The 18,821-nt window shown below is 46.8% G+C and carries 14 protein-coding genes and 1 pseudogene; 10 read left to right on the plus strand and 5 right to left on the minus strand.

Annotated elements, in window-relative coordinates:
• Positions 1-246, plus strand: a pseudogene (locus tag GZ78_RS21010) (ISNCY family transposase); the annotation flags it as partial.
• A 673-nt stretch (positions 247-919) separates the two neighbouring features.
• A complete protein-coding gene (locus GZ78_RS21015; protein ID WP_034840636.1) occupies positions 920-1,201 on the plus strand; it encodes a hypothetical protein in 282 nt (93 codons plus the stop codon).
• 30 nt (positions 1,202-1,231) lie between these two features.
• Here the strand turns inward: GZ78_RS21015 and cysB are convergent, their stop codons facing one another.
• Positions 1,232-2,206 carry an HTH-type transcriptional regulator CysB gene (gene cysB, locus GZ78_RS21020; protein WP_034840638.1) on the minus strand — a complete coding sequence of 325 codons (975 nt, stop codon included), beginning with the start codon at positions 2,204-2,206 and terminating at the stop codon, positions 1,232-1,234.
• A 197-nt stretch (positions 2,207-2,403) separates the two neighbouring features.
• On the opposite strand from cysB, the gene GZ78_RS21025 reads away from it, so the two are divergent.
• Together GZ78_RS21025 and GZ78_RS21030 are read left to right on the plus strand one after the other, a co-directional pair.
• Positions 2,404-3,174, plus strand: coding sequence for a sulfite exporter TauE/SafE family protein (locus GZ78_RS21025; RefSeq protein WP_034840640.1), 771 nt, complete (start codon positions 2,404-2,406; stop codon positions 3,172-3,174).
• Between the two features lie 236 nt (positions 3,175-3,410).
• A complete protein-coding gene (locus GZ78_RS21030) occupies positions 3,411-4,487 on the plus strand; it encodes a 3-deoxy-7-phosphoheptulonate synthase (RefSeq protein WP_034840643.1) in 1,077 nt (358 codons plus the stop codon).
• Positions 4,488-4,530: 43 nt separating this feature from the next.
• Here GZ78_RS21030 and GZ78_RS21035 read toward each other — a convergent pair whose 3' ends face one another.
• Positions 4,531-4,923, minus strand: coding sequence for a hypothetical protein (locus GZ78_RS21035; RefSeq protein ID WP_236631634.1), 393 nt, complete (start codon positions 4,921-4,923; stop codon positions 4,531-4,533).
• A 162-nt stretch (positions 4,924-5,085) separates the two neighbouring features.
• Positions 5,086-5,571, minus strand: coding sequence for a transcription elongation factor GreB (gene greB, locus GZ78_RS21040; RefSeq protein WP_034840647.1), 486 nt, complete (start codon positions 5,569-5,571; stop codon positions 5,086-5,088).
• 269 nt (positions 5,572-5,840) lie between these two features.
• Between greB and GZ78_RS29085 the strand changes: the two genes are divergently transcribed.
• From GZ78_RS29085 to GZ78_RS21060, 3 genes are all read left to right on the plus strand, one after another.
• A complete protein-coding gene (locus tag GZ78_RS29085) occupies positions 5,841-6,077 on the plus strand; it encodes a hypothetical protein (protein WP_152558867.1) in 237 nt (78 codons plus the stop codon).
• A 224-nt stretch (positions 6,078-6,301) separates the two neighbouring features.
• Positions 6,302-7,770, plus strand: a protein-coding gene (locus tag GZ78_RS21055) for an ISNCY-like element ISEnu1 family transposase (protein ID WP_407919815.1) whose coding sequence is annotated in 2 segments (ribosomal slippage) — positions 6,302-6,746 and positions 6,746-7,770 — 1,470 coding nt in all. Because the reading frame shifts where the segments join, the coding sequence is not laid out codon by codon here.
• Between the two features lie 628 nt (positions 7,771-8,398).
• Positions 8,399-8,983: a protein kinase domain-containing protein gene (locus tag GZ78_RS21060; protein ID WP_034840653.1), complete on the plus strand. Its 585-nt coding sequence runs from the start codon at positions 8,399-8,401 to the stop codon at positions 8,981-8,983.
• A 240-nt stretch (positions 8,984-9,223) separates the two neighbouring features.
• Here the strand turns inward: GZ78_RS21060 and nfuA are convergent, their stop codons facing one another.
• Positions 9,224-9,856: a Fe-S biogenesis protein NfuA gene (nfuA, locus tag GZ78_RS21065; RefSeq protein WP_051786412.1), complete on the minus strand. Its 633-nt coding sequence runs from the start codon at positions 9,854-9,856 to the stop codon at positions 9,224-9,226.
• A 241-nt stretch (positions 9,857-10,097) separates the two neighbouring features.
• On the opposite strand from nfuA, the gene GZ78_RS21070 reads away from it, so the two are divergent.
• From GZ78_RS21070 to GZ78_RS21085, 3 genes are all read left to right on the plus strand, one after another.
• Positions 10,098-11,306, plus strand: a complete 1,209-nt coding sequence (locus GZ78_RS21070) for a multidrug effflux MFS transporter (protein ID WP_034840656.1) — start codon at positions 10,098-10,100, stop codon at positions 11,304-11,306.
• Between the two features lie 243 nt (positions 11,307-11,549).
• Positions 11,550-15,260: a methionine synthase gene (gene metH, locus GZ78_RS21075; protein WP_034841053.1), complete on the plus strand. Its 3,711-nt coding sequence runs from the start codon at positions 11,550-11,552 to the stop codon at positions 15,258-15,260.
• A 497-nt stretch (positions 15,261-15,757) separates the two neighbouring features.
• Positions 15,758-17,089, plus strand: coding sequence for an MATE family efflux transporter (locus GZ78_RS21085; protein ID WP_034840659.1), 1,332 nt, complete (start codon positions 15,758-15,760; stop codon positions 17,087-17,089).
• Between the two features lie 20 nt (positions 17,090-17,109).
• On the opposite strand, the gene GZ78_RS21090 is transcribed toward GZ78_RS21085, so the two are convergent.
• Positions 17,110-18,744 carry an IS1634 family transposase gene (locus tag GZ78_RS21090; RefSeq protein ID WP_034840661.1) on the minus strand — a complete coding sequence of 545 codons (1,635 nt, stop codon included), beginning with the start codon at positions 18,742-18,744 and terminating at the stop codon, positions 17,110-17,112.
• Between the last annotated feature and the right edge of the window lie 77 nt (positions 18,745-18,821).

The raw sequence follows: 18,821 nt of genomic DNA on the forward strand, positions 1-18,821 counted from the left end.
GCCGAGCAGGAGCGGGAAAACGACCCGGAATTCAAAGCGGCTAAAAGAAAGCACTCGGCGGTAGAATCAGCGATCAATGCACTTGAGTCTCACGGGTTGGATAAATGCGCGGATCACGGAATAGATGGACTGAAACGCTATGTTGCTCTCGGAGTTCTTGCCAGGAATTTTCAGAAGATGGGGGCAGAGCTTCAGAAAATAGAACGAAAGAGCGCAAAAAAACGACAACTTCGACTCTGTGGCTGAAAGCACTGACGGTTAATTCGAAAAAAGAATAAAATCAGTAAAGACTGAGGTCGTCGCTTGTCTTGAAATTGCAGAAATGACGAGTTTGGTAAGAAAATTACGATGAAACTGGCAAATCAGAAAGTCTATTGATCGATTATTCAAATATCTGGCTTATGAAGGCTGAACTTCGAACAGAAAAGAGCATTTTCCGTTCGGGCACTATTTAAGCAAATTCAGTGGAAAAGATGGCCGTTCTTTCTGGATTTTAGGCCGGGCTGTCTATTCTCGGTCAGCCTCCTAGTGATGATACGTTCTTAATTGTTCATGGCCGATCACTGCCTGTTGAGTTTTGCAAAACCATATCAGACGTTGGTCATACACTTCCTGAGGAAGTCACACACCGCGCTATTTACCCTTTTTGAGTAATCCTCTCTGGCAGTGGTAAGAGCCGTTCCGCAGGCGTAAACGCAGGCAAGATGCCTCAACCCCTTGTAACTTAAAGGCATTTAGGTATAAGTCAATATTATTAATAGCCATAAAAACACCTGCTAGAATCCCAACGATCATACAACAATGAGCCACTTCTATAAGAGCGGGATATCGCCACAGAACCAAGAAAGTATCGAAAGTTTCAGTCAAAACGGTATTTCCATAATAAAATGAACCGCAAGCCACTCACAGGAGTCTCTTGATGAAGATAATCATGGTCAAAAAAATAATGGCAGATGGAAGTCCCTGCAAAAAATGCAGCGAAGTCCTTGAGCGATTGGAAACCTCCGGCCATATAGAAAAAATTGATCAAGTATTAATTGCCAGAGAAGGCGAAGTCGGGAGTGAAGGTGCACTACTTGCTGACTACTACCAGGTCGACAAGGCACCCTTTTTCGTGGTTGAGGAGGAAGGTCTGGAGCCCAGAATCTATACGATCTACTTTAAACTGGTTAAGGAAGTACTGAACCGGCAGGCTGCTTAAAGCACCTGCCCGCCCAGTTACAGAGAAAAATCAGTGATCTGGTAACTGAACACCAGAGAACAATTCATCCACTTCAGCCTTGTTATGCCTTGAAATAGCTTCCTGGACAACATCTTTTGTTAAATGCGGCGCAAACTGCTGAATAAAGTCATACATGAATCCGCGCAGGAACGTCCCCCTTCTGAACCCAATCTTGGTCACACTGGGCTCAAATAAATGGTCCGCATTCAAAGGCACCAGATCAGAGTCCAGCTCAGGGTCATAGGCCATCTTCGCAACAATACCCACACCAAGCTTCAATCTGACATAGGTTTTGATGACATCTGCATCTGTCGCAGTAAAGACGACTCTTGGAGACAACCCTTCATTCATAAAGGCTTCGTCTAACTTGGAACGACCGGTAAAACCAAAGACATAAGTCACCAGCGGATATCTTGCTACATCCTGAAGCGTCAGTTCAGATATTTGTGCCAGGGGATGATCCTTAGGCACAAGAACACAACGATTCCAACGATAACAAGGCATCATTACCAGATCATTGAATAACTCCAATGCTTCTGTGGCAATGGCAAAATCGACTGTACCATCTGCAGCCATCTCAGCAATCTGAATAGGCGTCCCCTGGTGCATATGCAGAGAGACATCAGGATACTGGGAAATAAATTTATTGATGATATTAGGCAGAGCATAGCGAGCCTGAGTATGAGTCGTAGCAATAGACAGAGAGCCTTTTCGTTCATCACTGAACTCTTGTGCAACCTGTTTAATACTTTCGACTTTCCTGAGAATTTCACCAGCAGTCTCTATAATCTTTTCACCAGCCGGGGTGATTCGAGTCAGATGTTTACCACTTCGGGCAAACACCTCTACACCCAGCTCATCTTCTAGCAGACGAATCTGTTTACTGATACCGGGTTGCGAGGTATATAAACTCTGCGCGGTGGCGGATACATTGAGATCATGGTGAGCGACCTCCCAGATATAGCGCAGTTGTTGCAGCTTCATTGATGGCCTCCGGTCGAGCTAACTTCTACCCATAGCGTGAAAAAATATGAGCACTCTTAGTTCTTAGCGGCATAAGAGAATGCCATTTAATTACTTCCAAGAATACAAGCCGGTCGCTACAGTTACCAGCGAATCATGCAGGTTTTATCATGATTTCAAACATCGCCTGAGCTACTTATAACTTTAGACCATATTTCATGGACACATTGCTCTACATATCAGCGGGTGCCGGCGTGGGTTTTGCCGTCGGCTTAACCGGCATAGGAGGCGGGTCATTAATGACTCCACTACTCCTTTTATTCGGATTTCCTGCCCACATAGCAATAGGTACAGACCTGTTGTATGCCGCCCTGACGAAAGCCAGTGGCGTTTGGGTTCATCACCGACAAAAAAGTGTTGACTGGCAACTCGTCAAACTTTTGTGCCTGGGAAGCATCCCGGCCACTCTGGTCACTGTCTTTCTGCTGAAATATCTATTTGCCGGAAGCGAACATTATAGTCCGATACTTACTACCTGCCTTGGTATTATGCTTACTTTGACAGCAGTGGTGCTTATATTTAGCAACAAACTGAGTAAATTGCAGTTCCACAGTCAAAAAATTCTTTCAGGTAACAGGTTGAAATACTTCACCGCTCTGATGGGTGCAGTACTCGGAGTTCTGGTAACACTGTCTTCTGTGGGCGCAGGTGCTCTGGGGACAGCCATTTTACTGTTACTCTACCCCGCCCTGATATCGGTAAGAATTGTAGGTACTGAACTGGCTCACGCCGTCCCTCTCACACTAGTGGCAGGTATCGGTCATATCTGGTTGGGAAATGTAGACTTTAGCCTTCTTGCCTCTCTGATGGTGGGATCACTGCCTGCCATTTACGTAGGTACGAAAATAGGCAAATACCTGCCAGAACAGGTAATGAGAATGATTCTGGCCACCATACTGTTAGTACTGGGCGTGCGTTATCTGCTCTGATCACTTATGCGCAAAAAAAATCATTTCATCACATTTGGGGTGAAATGATTTTTGCCGTAAATGCAGCGACTTAAAATTAAGCAAAATTCTTATTCATGGGCTTGCAGCTGACACGGCTCTTGATTAGAGTGAACGACCGTCGCTGATCTCCGCAAGCCCGGTTTATCCGTATCCGGGTTAGCAATCTACGGCGCAAACCCGGAAGGGAGCAATAATTAAAGTTGAGAGCGCAATCAATGGCCGTATTACCGATTGAAAACCTGAATATTGAATCTCAGGACTTACTGGTCACTCCAGAGCAGCTGAAAAGAGAAATTCCACTGAGCGAAGCTGCTGAGCGTACCGTTTCTGAAGGCCGTGAAGTCATTCGCAACATTATTGACGGCAAAGATCATCGCCTGTTTGTTGTGATAGGCCCATGCTCTATTCATGACGTTGAAGCCGCCATGGATTATGCTAAACGTCTGAAGAAACTTGCTGACGAGTTAAGCGATACTCTCTATCTGGTCATGCGCGTCTATTTTGAAAAGCCTCGTACTACCGTCGGCTGGAAAGGTCTGATCAACGACCCTCATCTCAATGACTCCTTCAAGATTGAAGAAGGCCTGCACATCGGACGACGCCTGCTCATGGATGTTGCCGAACTGGGCATACCTTCTGCAACAGAAGCACTGGATCCTATTTCGCCACAATATCTTCAGGATCTGGTTTCCTGGTCTGCTATTGGTGCTCGTACTACCGAATCCCAGACTCACCGTGAAATGGCCAGCGGCCTTTCATCAGCAGTGGGCTTTAAGAACGGTACCGATGGGGGTCTTGAAGTCGCCATAAACGCCTTGAACTCAGTATCAAACCCTCACCGATTCCTGGGAATTGATGGCAACGGTCAAGTCGCTGTTACCCGCACCAAGGGCAACAAATACGGTCATATCGTACTGCGTGGCGGCAATGGTAAGCCTAACTATGACTCTGTCAGCGTAACCCTGTGTGAGCAAGAGTTGGAAAAAGCGGGCATCAAGCCCAATGTCATGGTGGATTGTTCGCACGCCAACTCCAACAAGGACCCCGCTCTTCAACCTCTGGTTATGGAAAATGTCACTAACCAGATCATTGAAGGTAACAAGTCCATTGTTGGCCTGATGATTGAAAGTAACATTGGCTGGGGCGCTCAAAAAGTACCGGCCAACCTGGACGACCTGGAATACGGCGTATCCATTACGGATGCCTGCATTGACTGGGAAACCACAGAGAAAACACTGCGTGACATGAGCGAGAAACTGAAAACAGCTCTGCCTGCAAGAATCGCAGAATAATCTAAAGTCTGGCGCAGTCAGCTAATGGCTGTGCCAGAAACCTTCAGAACAAATCGAATTGATGCCCCTCAACAGACTCTTCCGCCTTAGGCTTGATCGCCCTTACACTCAGATCGGACAAGAGATCCAATTGTGATTTCGGAACTTCTGCACAGACTTCCTCTGAAAAACCAGAAGCAATCTTGCGGTCTTTAGGCATATTACTGATTCTTCGGTCCAGAATGGCAGAACAAATCGGGCAAACTTCCGGAAGGAGATGATTGGTCAAAACCTCATAGCGATACGCACCGTGTAATACTTCAGTACACAGTGTCCGGTCCGCGCGAGACTCAATATCAAGGTTGGCTTCTACCAGATGAGTAAACTGGGAACCACAAGGTTTGATGATCTGAGCAACGAAGAAATTTGACAGTATGGCTTGCTTATAACGCTTCACAGGTCCTTTATTTACTGGAACAGCCAGAAACACAACAGAAGAAAAAAGGCGCATTACAATACACGATTACGGCTTAATGTTATACACCCAAAAACCAGCTTAGGTAGAAATACGTTAACAAAGAATTCACCCAGGTGACAAGATCAACAGACGAATCAAAAATCAAATTGAATCAAAAGGTTTGTACTGTATCTTATTGATAAACCATATTTTGTAACCTCCCGGCGTTCTGACCGAGACCTCATCATCAACCTGCTTACCAATCACCGCCCTGGCCATGGGAGAATCGATCGTTATATGCCCTTTCTTGACGTCAATTTCATCCGACCCCACCACTCGACATTGAAGAGTCTCACCTTCTTCATTCTCAAGCTCTACCCAGGCACCGAAGTAAGCCTTACCTTCTTGCTCTGGCGAATACTCAACCACTTTAACAATATCCAACCGCTTGGTGAGAAAGCGGATTCTTCGATCAATTTCTCTTAACAGCCTTTTACCTTCTTTATATTCAGCATTTTCACTTCTATCACCCAGTGCTGCAGCCTCAGAGACAGCTTGAGTAACTTTTGGCCGCTTATCTCGCCACAAGTAGCGCAACTCTTCTTCAAGCTTATCTTTGCCAGCCTGAGTAATAAGGTTCGATTTCATTCTGTGCCAATCCAGAAAAGCCTGGTTATCCCAAGTAATTAATGACTTAAGTCATCATCCTAATCAAAGTTGTGAGTCAATCAAAGCACAGCTTATATCAACACCTCCACACCCACTCAATTTGCTTACAATTTCATCTATATTGAAATTATTGATCAATCAAGGACGATCTCTATGGAACCCCTGCCTACATCCGGCACAGCCCAATCAGCCCCCCCCAATGGCCCAAAATAGAAAAGCAATATAAAGAGAGTTGGCTTTACGCATTTTTGCGTAGCATCCAACTTGAATTTGTTGCCAAACTGCTCAAGCTGGACAGAGTTGTAGTCTTGATTATCCCCATTTTCAACAGAGCAGTACAATCTCAGGAGCCTGTCCCACGCTTTTACGTCAATGACAAACAATTAACCAAAGGTGCTCTTGTAGGCGTTAAGGGCCAGTACTGCGTAGAGCAAGGCGATGAAAGCACTGACTCCATCCAACGCTGCATTGATCAAAACAACTAGGAGGCTGACCGAGAATAGACAGTCCGGCCTAAAATCCAGAAAGAACGGCCATCTTTTCCACTGAATTTGCTTAAATAGTGCCTGAACGAAAATCCTCGAATAGCTTATAGATCAAGACGTCTACGTCATATTTACCGTATGAAGTTTTTCCTAAAGCTTGGCTTTTAACGCTAGAATAGCCCTAATCATGTCTATTTCCTTCATTCTTCGGCTCAAAAATAATCATGCGACAGGTACAATCCAGACAACTTCAGATCGGTGAAGTGGATATTGGTAGCATTGAACTCGATCATCGGTCCCGTGATGATATTCCCCAGATCCTGCTTGGCTTACAACACCTCTATTTGAATGCCGAAGCCCGGGATTTAGTCTTTTCTCTTCTGGAGCAGGCTGTCCCTGAAAATATCAGCCCTGACAGGGGGCGACCAGGAATGCAGCTGTGGAAGATCCTTGTTCTGGGTGTACTCCGGTTAAATCTTGATTGGAACTATGACCGGCTTCGGGAAATGGCCAACCAACACGCCACCATCCGGGCAATGCTCGGTCACGGGATGTATGACCTGTATGAATATAAGCTCCAGACGATTAAGGATAACGTCTCACTTTTAACCCCCGAACTGCTCAATCAGATTAATGAAGTCGTTGTGGCTGAAGGCCATAAAATAGTTGGAAAAAAAAAGAAGATCCGCTGAGAGGTCGCTGTGACTCTTATGTTTTAGAAACCGATGTTCATTTCCCGACAGATCTCAACCTTTTGTTTGATGCAGTCAGAACTGTCGTTGTTCTTACTGCACGCTTTGCAGCCAGGGCTGAGGTAAGTGGTTGGCGACAGTGGCAATACAACCTGAATCAGTTGAAAAAAATGTATCGTCGTGTACAGATATTACGACACTCTACTTCGAAAGATCCTGCCAAAAAACTTCAAAGGGACAAGGAAATCCGACAAGCCTGTCAGAACTACCTGAATGGCAGTCAGGCATTGATTAACAGAGCTGAAGAAACACTTCAGGACAAGGCGTTCATTACGATATGTCCAGCGAATAAATACAGTTCTATCCAGAAGTTTATCGATCATGGTAAGCGGCAGGTGGATCATGTTAAACGTCGATTGATCGACCATGAAAAAATCCCTCATGATGAAAAAGTATTCTCGCTCTTTCAGCCGCATACTGAGTGGATCAATAAAGGTAAAGCAGGTGTTCCGGTTGAGCTTGGCGTCCGTTTGGCGATTGTCGAAGACCAGTATGGTTTTATTCTGAACCATCGGGTCATGGAAAAAGAAACCGATGAAAAGGCTGCCGTTCCGATCATCCGGGCAACCAAAGCCGCCTTTCCATCTTTGAGCGTTTGCAGTTTTGATAAAGGGTTTCACTCACCATCCAACCAAAAAGATTTGCTGAAATACCTGACCATAGTCGTATCACCAAAAAAGGGACGACGAACCCGAGCCGAGCAGGAGCGGGAAAACGACCCGGAATTCAAAGCGGCTAAAAGAAAGCACTCGGCGGTAGAATCAGCGATCAATGCACTTGAGTCTCACGGGTTGGATAAATGCGCGGATCACGGAATAGATGGACTGAAACGCTATGTTGCTCTCGGAGTTCTTGCCAGGAATTTTCAGAAGATGGGGGCAGAGCTTCAGAAAATAGAACGAAAGAGCGCAAAAAAACGACAACTTCGACTCTGTGGCTGAAAGCACTGACGGTTAATTCGAAAAAAGAATAAAATCAGTAAAGACTGAGGTCGTCGCTTGTCTTGAAATTGCAGAAATGACGAGTTTGGTAAGAAAATTACGATGAAACTGGCAAATCAGAAAGTCTATTGATCGATTATTCAAATATCTGGCTTATGAAGGCTGAACTTCGAACAGAAAAGAGCATTTTCCGTTCGGGCACTAAATAGGTCAACTATTCGCACAAATTCAGTGAAAAAGCTGACTCGTTCTACTGAATTTTATGCTCGGACGCTATTCTCGGTCAGCCTCCTAGCTACCTGGTAAAGCCCAAAGCTGGGTTTCTCTTGCGAAAACCAGCCCTACCAAGAAGTTAACTGATCAGCAGTTTTCTGAAACCTGTACAGCACTTGAAGACAGAGTAAAAGAGAAAAATAGACAGCTTGAAAAATGGCACGCCAATGAACTGAATACACTCCAGAAACTCCACCAGCGAAAACAAAAGGATGATAGTGGAGCTCAGTATTTACCCAGTATTGTTGAAGCGGATGGCAAACAGTTCAAAGCTTATTCAGGATCTCCAGCAGCGATAACCTGCCCCAAAGCAGGCGAAGCATTAAAGCCTTTTGCTGACAGAGTGATAGAAATAATGGAATGTCTCGCCTATACCCATAACAACGGTTACTCACATGGCTGTGTGAGCAGAGAATGTGTTGTTGAACATGAAAATCAACTTAAGCTCGATGGCTTTGGCATGGCAAGACAGCAACAGAGTGAGCCCTTAACCCACGATGAAGCCATGATGAACCGGGTAAAATATTTCTCTGATACCATTCTTCATGTCCCTCACCCTGAACTCCTTCCACCTGAAGCATTTACTCATGAAAAAGGTTATGAAACAGCGGGAGACATGTGTGCACTGGGGGTTACTCTGGCTCACTGGATCGCCCCTGAAGCCTGTCAGAAGATCACGGATGAATACAAAGGTGATACTCTTCAAAACACCGGCAAACTGGAGAAATCAAAAAACGACATTATCGAATACGGCAATAAACTGAAAGCAGCTTGCAGGAAAACCTTAACAAGAGAAATGCGCTCCGGACATCGTTTCTTAATTGCAGAGCTCCTTCCCAAACTTTTGGAAGCTGACCCAGAACAGCGATTCACAGCAAAGAAAGCTTTAGACCATCGCTGCTTTTCGGAGAAATGGGACACACCGGTTGCTCCCAAATAATTACCACAAAGTCTATTCCCCTCTCAAAATGCGGACTGATTAACAATCAGTCCTTCCTTATTTCATTGAACTTAAGAGTTTGCACAGGGCTTTGTTTTCATTTAATTACACAGTAATATGATTGGATATTATTATATAAATACAAGTTGCGAGTTAATTCTGCCACAGCCCAATCGAGAAAGCGCTGAACGATACGCACAAAAAAACCGGCACAAAGCCGGCTTTTTTAGAGAGATAACCTTACTTAAAGTAGGCATTCTCGGTATTACTGTGATCAGTCACGTCCCTCACACCTTTCAGTTCAGGGATACGCTCAATCAATGTTTTTTCAACACCGTCTTTCAAGGTCAGGTCAACCGCACTGCACCCTTGGCAGCCACCGCCAAACTGAAGAACGGCTACACCTTCATCAATCTCTACCAGAGAAACCACACCGCCATGGGAAGCCAGGCCCGGGTTGATTTCAGTCTGCAGGAAATAATTAATTTTCTCATCCAGTGGGCTGTCTTCACTCACCTGTGGCAACTTGGCGTTGGGTGCCTTTATAGTCAGTTGTCCACCCAGCTTGTCTTCTGAAAAATCAACGACAGCCTCATCCAGATACTGCTCACTTTTTCCTTCGACATGGCAATTGAAGTATTCCAACCCCATTACCAGATCCCCTTCCTTCTCCTCACCCGGCTTGCAGTATGCCAGACAGGTTTCAGCATAGGGAGTTCCAGGCTGGGTAACGAACAGACGAACACCCACACCCTCAACATTCTGCTTCTCCAGCAAGGTAGCCAGGTACTTTTGTGCTGCTTCCGTGAATGTAATATTCAACTCAAGAACCCTCTCATCATTCTGCAGCCATTCTATGCCATTCAGCGCCATGTTGAAATCCCCAGTAACTCACTCGGGTATTAGGTATCCCATTTCAATTACAGCCGATTGCAACCCACCGCAGTAGTCCCCTCCTTTCTTTTTCGCAACTCACTCCTTTCATGTGAAATTAAACGATTGTTACCCTCTTCAAAAATCTGTAATCTTCGCGCTCTTTTTTCCAGGGAGGCTGTCGTAATGATACATAGAAGTATGAATCTGACAGTCTGCCCGACCTGATCAACGGACGTTCATGAGCGCATTGAATACAGAAAAACACCCTATTGCTGTCTTGGTGATTCTGACACTATTTGCTGTTGTTGGCCCGGTGTCTATCGACATCTTCTCACCATCCCTGCCAGCGATTACCGAACATTTCAGCAGTAACAGCGCCACTACTCAGTGGAGTGTCGGAATATTTATGCTGGGTTTCTCCCTGTCCATGCTCATAGTCGGCCCATTAGCTGACCGTATGGGCCGTAAAAAGACACTACTGCTCGGCTACAGCCTCTATCTGATAGCCACTTCTGTGACACTGTTAACTGATAACATCTATTTATTTATTGCCGCCCGATTTGCTCAGGCTCTTTTTGGTTGTTTCGGTACTGCAGTTGCACGAATACTGGCCAGAGATTATTTCAAGGACAAAATGGAAGTACGGATGCTTTCTTACATCAGCGCCTGCTTGACCATAGCACCGATGCTAGCCCCCATTGCCGGTGGTTTTATCCAGGAATATGCGGGCTGGGAGTATAATTTCCTGGCTATGGGTGCCATGGCTATCATTGCCCTGCTGGCCTTAATGCTTATCCCGGAAGTACACCAGGTATCTAAAAGTGCACCCCGCCCTATCCTCTCTGGCTACAAAGCAGTATTGACTGACTGGCGATACCTGCGCTTCACAATAGCTGCCGGCACAGCTTTTTCTGGTGCATTTGTTTTTGTTGCCGGGGGCCCCTTTGTCATGATCAGTCAATTAGGTCTGGCTCCAACATTCTATGGATTCCTCTTTGCTGCCGCGATCGCAGGTTATCTGTTCAGTGCCTCATTCGGCCCTAAACTAAATGACATACTGGGCCGTGAAAAAAGCACTCGACTTGCCTGGACAGTACTGGCTGCAGGGGCCCTCATATCATTCGCCACTGCTTGGTGGAGTAACGGCCAGTCGATTGTCGGCTATATGGCAGGCATCGTAGTGTTTGAACTGGGACTCGGTCTGTTTATGCCATTGTGCCAGGCAAGAGCAACTGAACATATGAGCAAAAATATAGGCACTGCCGCCGGACTGATTTTCTTCATTGAAATGTTACTCGCTACCGTGGTGAGTGGACTGGTAGGCTATCTGCCTGAAATGGGAACGCTGACCTTAGCCAGCGTTACACTGGTTGCCACCCTGATCTCAGGGCTTAGTCTTCGTAAAAAAGCCCCTGGTGAAGTTCAAGTCTCAGCGCAAGCGGTCTGAAGCTGCGCCCCGCAAAAGAGGCAAACCGCCTCTTTTGTCTTTCCACTTAGATCTTTCAAACGCTCAATCCCCACCCTCCTTGCTTCCCCTATAGATATGTTCACTCTGGAGTAGACACTCCAAGGCGTATTTCTGATACCATCGCTCTTCTGAAAATACTTACAAGCAGCCATGAACCATCATACTTAACTCCTGATGGCCCGGTTCATGGCAATAGAGAGAACTGGCCCGGAATCTGTAGCCATGCCTAACAGCCAAGAAAGAGCACACCTTCTAAGAGCAACACTTCTAAAAGAGCAATTGGAGAAACGGATTCTGGTCCTGGATGGTGCAATGGGCACCATGATTCAAGGCTATAAACTGAATGAAGAAGACTACCGTGGCGAACGATTTAATGATCACGGTTGTGACCTGAAAGGCAACAATGACCTTCTGTCTCTGACTCGTCCTGAAATCATCAAGGAAATTTACCAATCCTATCTGGATGCCGGTTCTGACATACTTGAAACCAATACCTTTAATGCCACCACAATTGCCATGGCAGACTACGAGATGGAACACCTCGTACCAGAAATCAACCGCGAATCTGCCCGTATTGCCAGAGAAGTAGCCGATGCTGCTACTGCCCAAAATCCTGATAAACCCCGATTTGTAGCCGGTGTTCTTGGCCCAACCAACAGAACGGCCTCCATCTCACCCGATGTTAACAATCCCGGTTTTCGTAATACCAGTTTTGAAGAACTGACGACCGCTTATAAACAAGCCACCATTGCCTTGATTGAAGGTGGCTCAGACATCATTCTGATTGAAACTATTTTCGATACACTGAACGCCAAGGCCGCTATTTTTGCTGTCAAAGAACTGTTTGATGACATGGGCTATGAACTGCCCATTATGATTTCAGGTACCATTACTGACGCTTCCGGTCGTACACTTTCCGGCCAGACGACCGAAGCCTTCTGGAACTCAGTACAGCATGCCAACCCAATCTCTGTAGGCCTTAACTGTGCTCTGGGTGCCAGCGAACTGCGACCTTATCTGGAAGAACTCTCCAATATCTCCAACACCTTTGTCAGTGCCCACCCAAACGCGGGGCTGCCCAATGCGTTCGGTGAGTATGATCAAACACCAGAAGAAATGGCTGACATTGTTGCCGAGTTTGCAGAGTCTGGCCTGGTCAACATTATTGGAGGGTGCTGTGGCAGCACCCCTGCCCACATCAAGGCTATTGCGGATCGAATGACCTCGATTGAAAGACGTCAGATTCCTGAAATCCCCGCTGCCTGCCGCCTAAGCGGTCTGGAGCCTTTCAATATTTTTGAAGACTCCCTGTTCGTCAATGTCGGTGAACGTTGTAACGTCACAGGTTCTGCCCGCTTCAAGCGTCTTATAATTGAAGAAGATTATGACACAGCTCTGGATGTTGCCCGCCAGCAGGTAGAAAACGGTGCCCAAGTCATCGACATCAACATGGATGAAGGAATGCTGGATGCCAAAAAGGCGATCACCACATTTCTCAACCTGGTAGCATCAGAGCCAGACATCTCTAAAGTGCCAGTCATGGTCGACTCCTCCAAATGGGATGTTATTGAAGCCGGCCTCCAATGCATTCAGGGCAAAGGCATCGTAAACTCCATCAGTCTTAAAGAAGGAGAAGAGGCTTTCCGTCACCAGGCACGCCTCTGCCGTAACTACGGTGCTGCCGTTGTGGTCATGGCCTTTGATGAAACCGGTCAGGCTGACACTGAAGCCCGCAAAATAGAAATCTGTAAACGCTCTTACGATATCCTGGTTAATGAACTGAACTTCCCGGCTCAGGACATTATCTTTGATCCCAACATCTTTGCGGTTGCCACCGGTATTGATGAACACAACAATTACGCAGTCGACTTCATTAACGCCACCCGCTACATCAAGGAGAACTTGCCTCACGCCATGATCTCGGGTGGCGTCAGTAACGTTTCTTTCTCGTTCCGGGGCAATAACCCGGTCAGGGAAGCCATTCACGCCGTATTCCTTTATCACGCGATCAAAGATGGCCTGACAATGGGGATCGTGAATGCCGGTCAGCTCGAAATTTATGAAGAGATTCCCAAGGATCTCCGTGAAAGGGTTGAAGATGTCATTCTTAATCGCAACAACGAGGCCACAGAAGCACTGCTGGCAATAGCAGAAGACTATCGCGGTGGCGGCGGCACAGGCCAAAAAAAGGTAGAAGACCTTTCCTGGCGTGAGATGGACGTTAATAAACGTCTTGAACACGCACTGGTCAAAGGCATTACCACCTATATCGTTGAAGACACAGAAGAAGCCCGCCAGCAGGCAGCACGCCCGATCCATGTCATTGAAGGTCCATTGATGGATGGCATGAATGTCGTTGGCGACCTGTTTGGTGCGGGTAAAATGTTTCTTCCTCAGGTGGTAAAAAGTGCCCGAGTAATGAAGCAGGCTGTTGCCCATCTGATTCCATTTATAGAAGAAGAAAAAGACGGCGAAGTTAAGTCCAACGGCAAGATTTTGATGGCAACAGTAAAAGGTGATGTACACGACATAGGCAAAAACATTGTTGGTGTTGTACTGGCCTGTAATAACTTCGAAGTAATTGATTTAGGCGTTATGGTGCCCTGCGAGAAAATCCTGCAGGTTGCACGGGAAGAAAATGTCGACATTATCGGTCTTAGTGGGCTTATTACGCCATCACTGGATGAGATGGTCCATGTTGCCAGTGAAATGCAGCGCCAGGACATGCACATCCCTCTTCTGATTGGTGGAGCTACCACCTCAAGAGCTCATACTGCTGTTAAGATCGAGCCTAAGTTTCAAAATGATATTGCACTGTATGTCACCGATGCATCCCGGAGCGTGGGTATTTCTACACGCCTGATGAGTGATGAATTAAAACCAAACCTGATAGAAGAAACACGGACAGAATACCAAAAAATTCGCGTTCGATATGAGAAGCGAAGCAACAAACGACAGCTACTGACTTATGAAGAGGCCGTTGATAATCGCTATGATGCAGGCTGGAAAAACTACCAGCCCCCTGTCCCTACGTTCACTGGCGTAAAAGTTTTTGACGATTTTCCATTAGAGGAGCTGGTTGAATACATCGACTGGACACCCTTCTTCATCACCTGGGATCTGGCTGGTAAATACCCCAAAATTCTGGAAGATGAAATCGTCGGTGAGGCCGCAACCAGCCTCTTTAATGACGCTCAAGCCATGCTGAAAGATCTGGTTGAAAACAAAAAGATTAGTGCCCGGGCAGCCATCGGTTTCTGGCCTGCCAGCCAAGTTAACAATGATGACCTTGAAGTTTATACCGACGAAGATCGCTCTGAGGTAAAAACCTTGCTGCATCATCTGCGTCAGCAAAACCCAAGGCCTGATGATAAGCCAAACTATTGTCTGTCTGATTTTGTAGCCCCCAAAGCAACAGGATTGAAAGATTATGTGGGCGGTTTTATTACTACGGCAGGCATTGGTGCGGACGAACTGGCGAAGACTTATGAAGAGCAGGGTGATGACTATAACAGCATCATGGTAAAAGCCCTTGCTGATCGTTTTGCTGAAGCATTTGCCGAGCGTATGCACGAAAAAGTCCGCAAGGAGTTCTGGAGTTATGCGCCAGATGAAACACTGAGTAATGAAGAATTAATCAAGGAAAAATACACCGGTATTCGCCCTGCCCCCGGCTACCCCGCCTGTCCGGATCATACTGAGAAAACAGCACTGTTCGAGCTATTAAAGGGCGAAGAAACGACAGGGGTCAACTTGACCGAACACTTTGCTATGATGCCAGCAGCCAGTGTCAGTGGCTGGTATTTTTCTCATCCAGAGTCCAAATACTTTGGACTGGGCAAGATTGGCAAAGATCAGCTGGCCTCATATGCTGACCGTAAAGGCATGAGTCTGGAAGAAGCAGAACGCTGGCTACGTCCAAACCTTGAATAAAACCCGCTCGTTTTAACCGGAACTATCATAAGAAAAAAAGGGACAGATCTATTTAATGTAGATCTGTCCCTGCTCTTAACGAGCACCATCAGTAACTCTTTCACCGGTAATCGCTCCCCAATCTTTCTCTGTGTTAACAAAAAAGACTGCTACTTTCGAATTGAAATCCAAGGGACCAGTCTTCAGCAATGCTCAAGATTAAGCGCCTGAAAAATAAAGAGTCACTGAAAGCCTTGAAAAAACCTGGGCGTCTGACCTTGTTCTTCAATACCAAACACCTGAGCTTAAATCTATTACTGAGGAAACCCCACCTTCAATGGCAAGTGATACCAATCGCATTTTCTGACTTATCAACCGATCATTCAGGCTGCACATTTCCGAAGCAAAACAAGTATTAATCCGCCATCATAATAAGAAGCATCGGATGATGAGAGGTGACACCGATACTTATAAACGCATACAATTTATAAGAAGCATCTATAAAGTCTGAGGTTTGCTTGAAACAGCGCGTTACTACCATACTGAAATTGGGCACTCCCATCATCATAGCGATGCTGTCTCAAAGCCTCTTGAATCTAGTGGATGCAGCACTGGTTGGACCTTTAGGTAAGGAAGCTCTTGCTGCTGTTGGCGCTGCCAGTTATGCGAACTTTGTCGCGCTCTCGCTGGTTGCCGGACTCTCTGCTGGCGTTCAGGCTCAAGTAGCTCGCAGATTTGGTGCTGGTAACAGCCGCTTCTGTGCGACACCTGTCAATCATGGCATCATCATTGCCCTGTTCTTTGCTTTACCTGTCAGCTTTTTACTGATGTTGTTAGCGCCCTGGATATTGCAGATATTTAATCAGGGTGAACTGGTTCATGACACTGCTGTCACTTATTTTCGAATCCGAGTTATGTCTCTTTCGGCTGCCGCACTGTGTCTGTCTTTCAGGGGATACTGGAATGGAACAGGCAGACCTTCAGGATTCTTGCGTATTCTGGTGGTTTCACATCTGTTCAATGCGCTGGTGAGTTTTTGCCTTATTTACGGCATAGGTCCATTTCCTGCCATGGGCGTTGCAGGGGCAGCACTGGGAACTTTCCTGGCCATGTACCTGGCGGCTCTATTGAATATGTTCAGCCTTCTGGGTACAGCAAAAGACCATGGTTTTATGGATTTCAGATTTTTGCTTAAGCGTGATTTCAAACAAACCTTTCGGCTCGTGCGATTGGCTGTACCTGACTCTTTGCAACAGATGCTCTTTTCTTTTGGCTTTATGATGCTGTTTGCCATCATTGCTCAAATGGGCACCAGCGAACTGGCCATAGCCCATGTGCTTATGAACATCTCTCTACTGTTGATTTTACCCGGCATTGGTATGGGCATGGCTGCCAACACACTGGTCAGTCAAAGCCTGGGGGCAGGAAAACCGGATAAAGCCTGGCGCTGGGGCTGGGATATTGTCATGGTTGCAGCCAGTGTTCTGTTAGTTCTGAGCCTGCCTTTACTGTTCGCTCCAGAATTCCTTTTAGGTCTCTTCCTTCATCAGGAAGCCCTTGTTGAAATGGGTAAGATCCCCCTTCAGCTGACAGGAATGAGCATCTTCCTGGATGCTGCCTCTCTGGTGTTCACTCAGGCGTTACTTGGAGCCGGTGCAAATAGAACAGTTCTGGGAATACGAGCGGCTGGACAGTGGCTGGTTCTACTGCCGCTGTGCTGGCTGGTTGGGCCAGTGCTGGGCCTGGGACTGACTGCGATCTGGCTGGTTCAGGCACTGCAAAGACTGATCAGTTCACTGGCTTTTGTTATGGTCTGGCAAACCCGAAAGTGGGAAAGAATCACTGTTTAGCCGACATTCACCACCCCGAATTAGGAATAAATTTCTTGGTACGTTGACCCCAAGACAAGGACTATTGTCGTCATACTCTCCGAGAGACCGATTACATGTTTCTCCGTCCCGTTGACCGTTAACACATGGACACCCGAAAAACAGAAGAAAACCCACCTGCCTGTAGGGTTCTGGGCTGGCTTTTTCTTCATGTCAGGAAACGTCCGACTTTGCCTTTTCAGCTCATGACGAATCCGGTGCTGGATAGCAGCATAGACCATCAGGCAAAGCGTCATCACCATTAATAAAGCCTCAATGCGTTCCGGCTTCTTCAGATACAAAGACGACACCAGAAAGTCCGGGCTTTTCAGAAAACGGAAGCCCCTTTCAACCTGTTGCTGAGATTTGTAAGTCCTGAGCAGTTCTGCGGTGGTCAGTCTGCCTGTATCAGTGTCGTTCGTAGCGAGAACAAAGCAACCCAGCGATGCCTCAGCATCCCGTCGGGTTTGCACAGTGACCGAGCAACACCCTGTCACGAAGTACTCCAGATGATCCGGCTCTGCCCCGTGAGCGGGACGACCTTTGGTCTTGTAACAGGGCTTTGAAATAATCTGTGGCTCAGCCTGACAGAGTTCAGATTGCTTTTGCCACTGCTTGAAGGCTTCAAGGGCGTCCTTCTCGCACCGGAACGCTTTTTTGCCCAGTTTTTCCAGTTTCTTGCACTCTGCCAGAGATTTTTTCTGCATACGTCTTGTCAGTGTCTTCTGTTCAGTTTTCCGGCTTTGCTTGTTGCGGAATAAAACCCAGCGTTGTTCTACGCCAGCATAATCAGACGACACCTTTATGGCTTCGTAATGCTCAAAACCTTCCACAGCCTTCATAGTGCGTGTTGGCGCACTCTGCACCAGCTCTTTGGCGGCGGCGATATTGAGGGGAACACGGGAAATGAACCACTGCCCTTGTTGATCCAGTTTTTGAAGCGTTTCTGCTACATACAACGCAGCATCAGCAACGAAGTAACGGGCTTCCAGTGCGGCCTTGAAACTCTTCAGGTGCTGGGATACGACCCACTGAAAACTCGTCTTGTCGGTCACATTGCCGCTGGCAGCGGCCATAAACATGGGAATGCCCGCTTTGTTTTCGGTCATCAGAAGCAAAATGGCCTGGTTCAGGTCTGGCCGATGGTCACGGCTGTAGCCTTTGCAAATCCTGATGCAATTAAGGTCTTCGTCGCTCTCCTCGCTGTCGCTATTATAACGACCATCGACGTGTAGGCTTGTACCGTCAAGGTTTAACGCCTCGCATGGCAGCTTGAGGCTCTTTGCTACCTTGATAGCCAGCTCGAAATAGACTTTACTGACATCCAGGTTGAACATCTCATCCAGTGCTCTTCCGAGCACTTTGTCGTTTAAGTGCTCAGGTTCGACTCCCTCCCTGATCAGCTTGTCGAGGGGTTTGTTGTCGAAAAACTGCGGAAACATATGGAGAGATTGCCCAACGAACCCCAAGCCATTGAGAATCATGGCGAGAATGCACTCACCATGAGAAACCTTCCACTCGTCGGACTGCTTTGGGGCACGCTGGTCAATGTGTTCGACGATCCCAAGCTCTTTGCACATTCCTGCGACTAAGCCGAGGTGATCCATGACCTGAGTGCGGTACTGAACAGGAGGCATAAGACGGTTTCCTGATATTTGCTTATCTGATAAATAGCAGACTTCAGGAAAATGTCAGGTTAGGTGGTGAATGTCGG

The sequence above is a fragment of the Endozoicomonas numazuensis genome (assembly GCF_000722635.1).
GTDB lineage: Bacteria > Pseudomonadota > Gammaproteobacteria > Pseudomonadales > Endozoicomonadaceae > Endozoicomonas_A > Endozoicomonas_A numazuensis.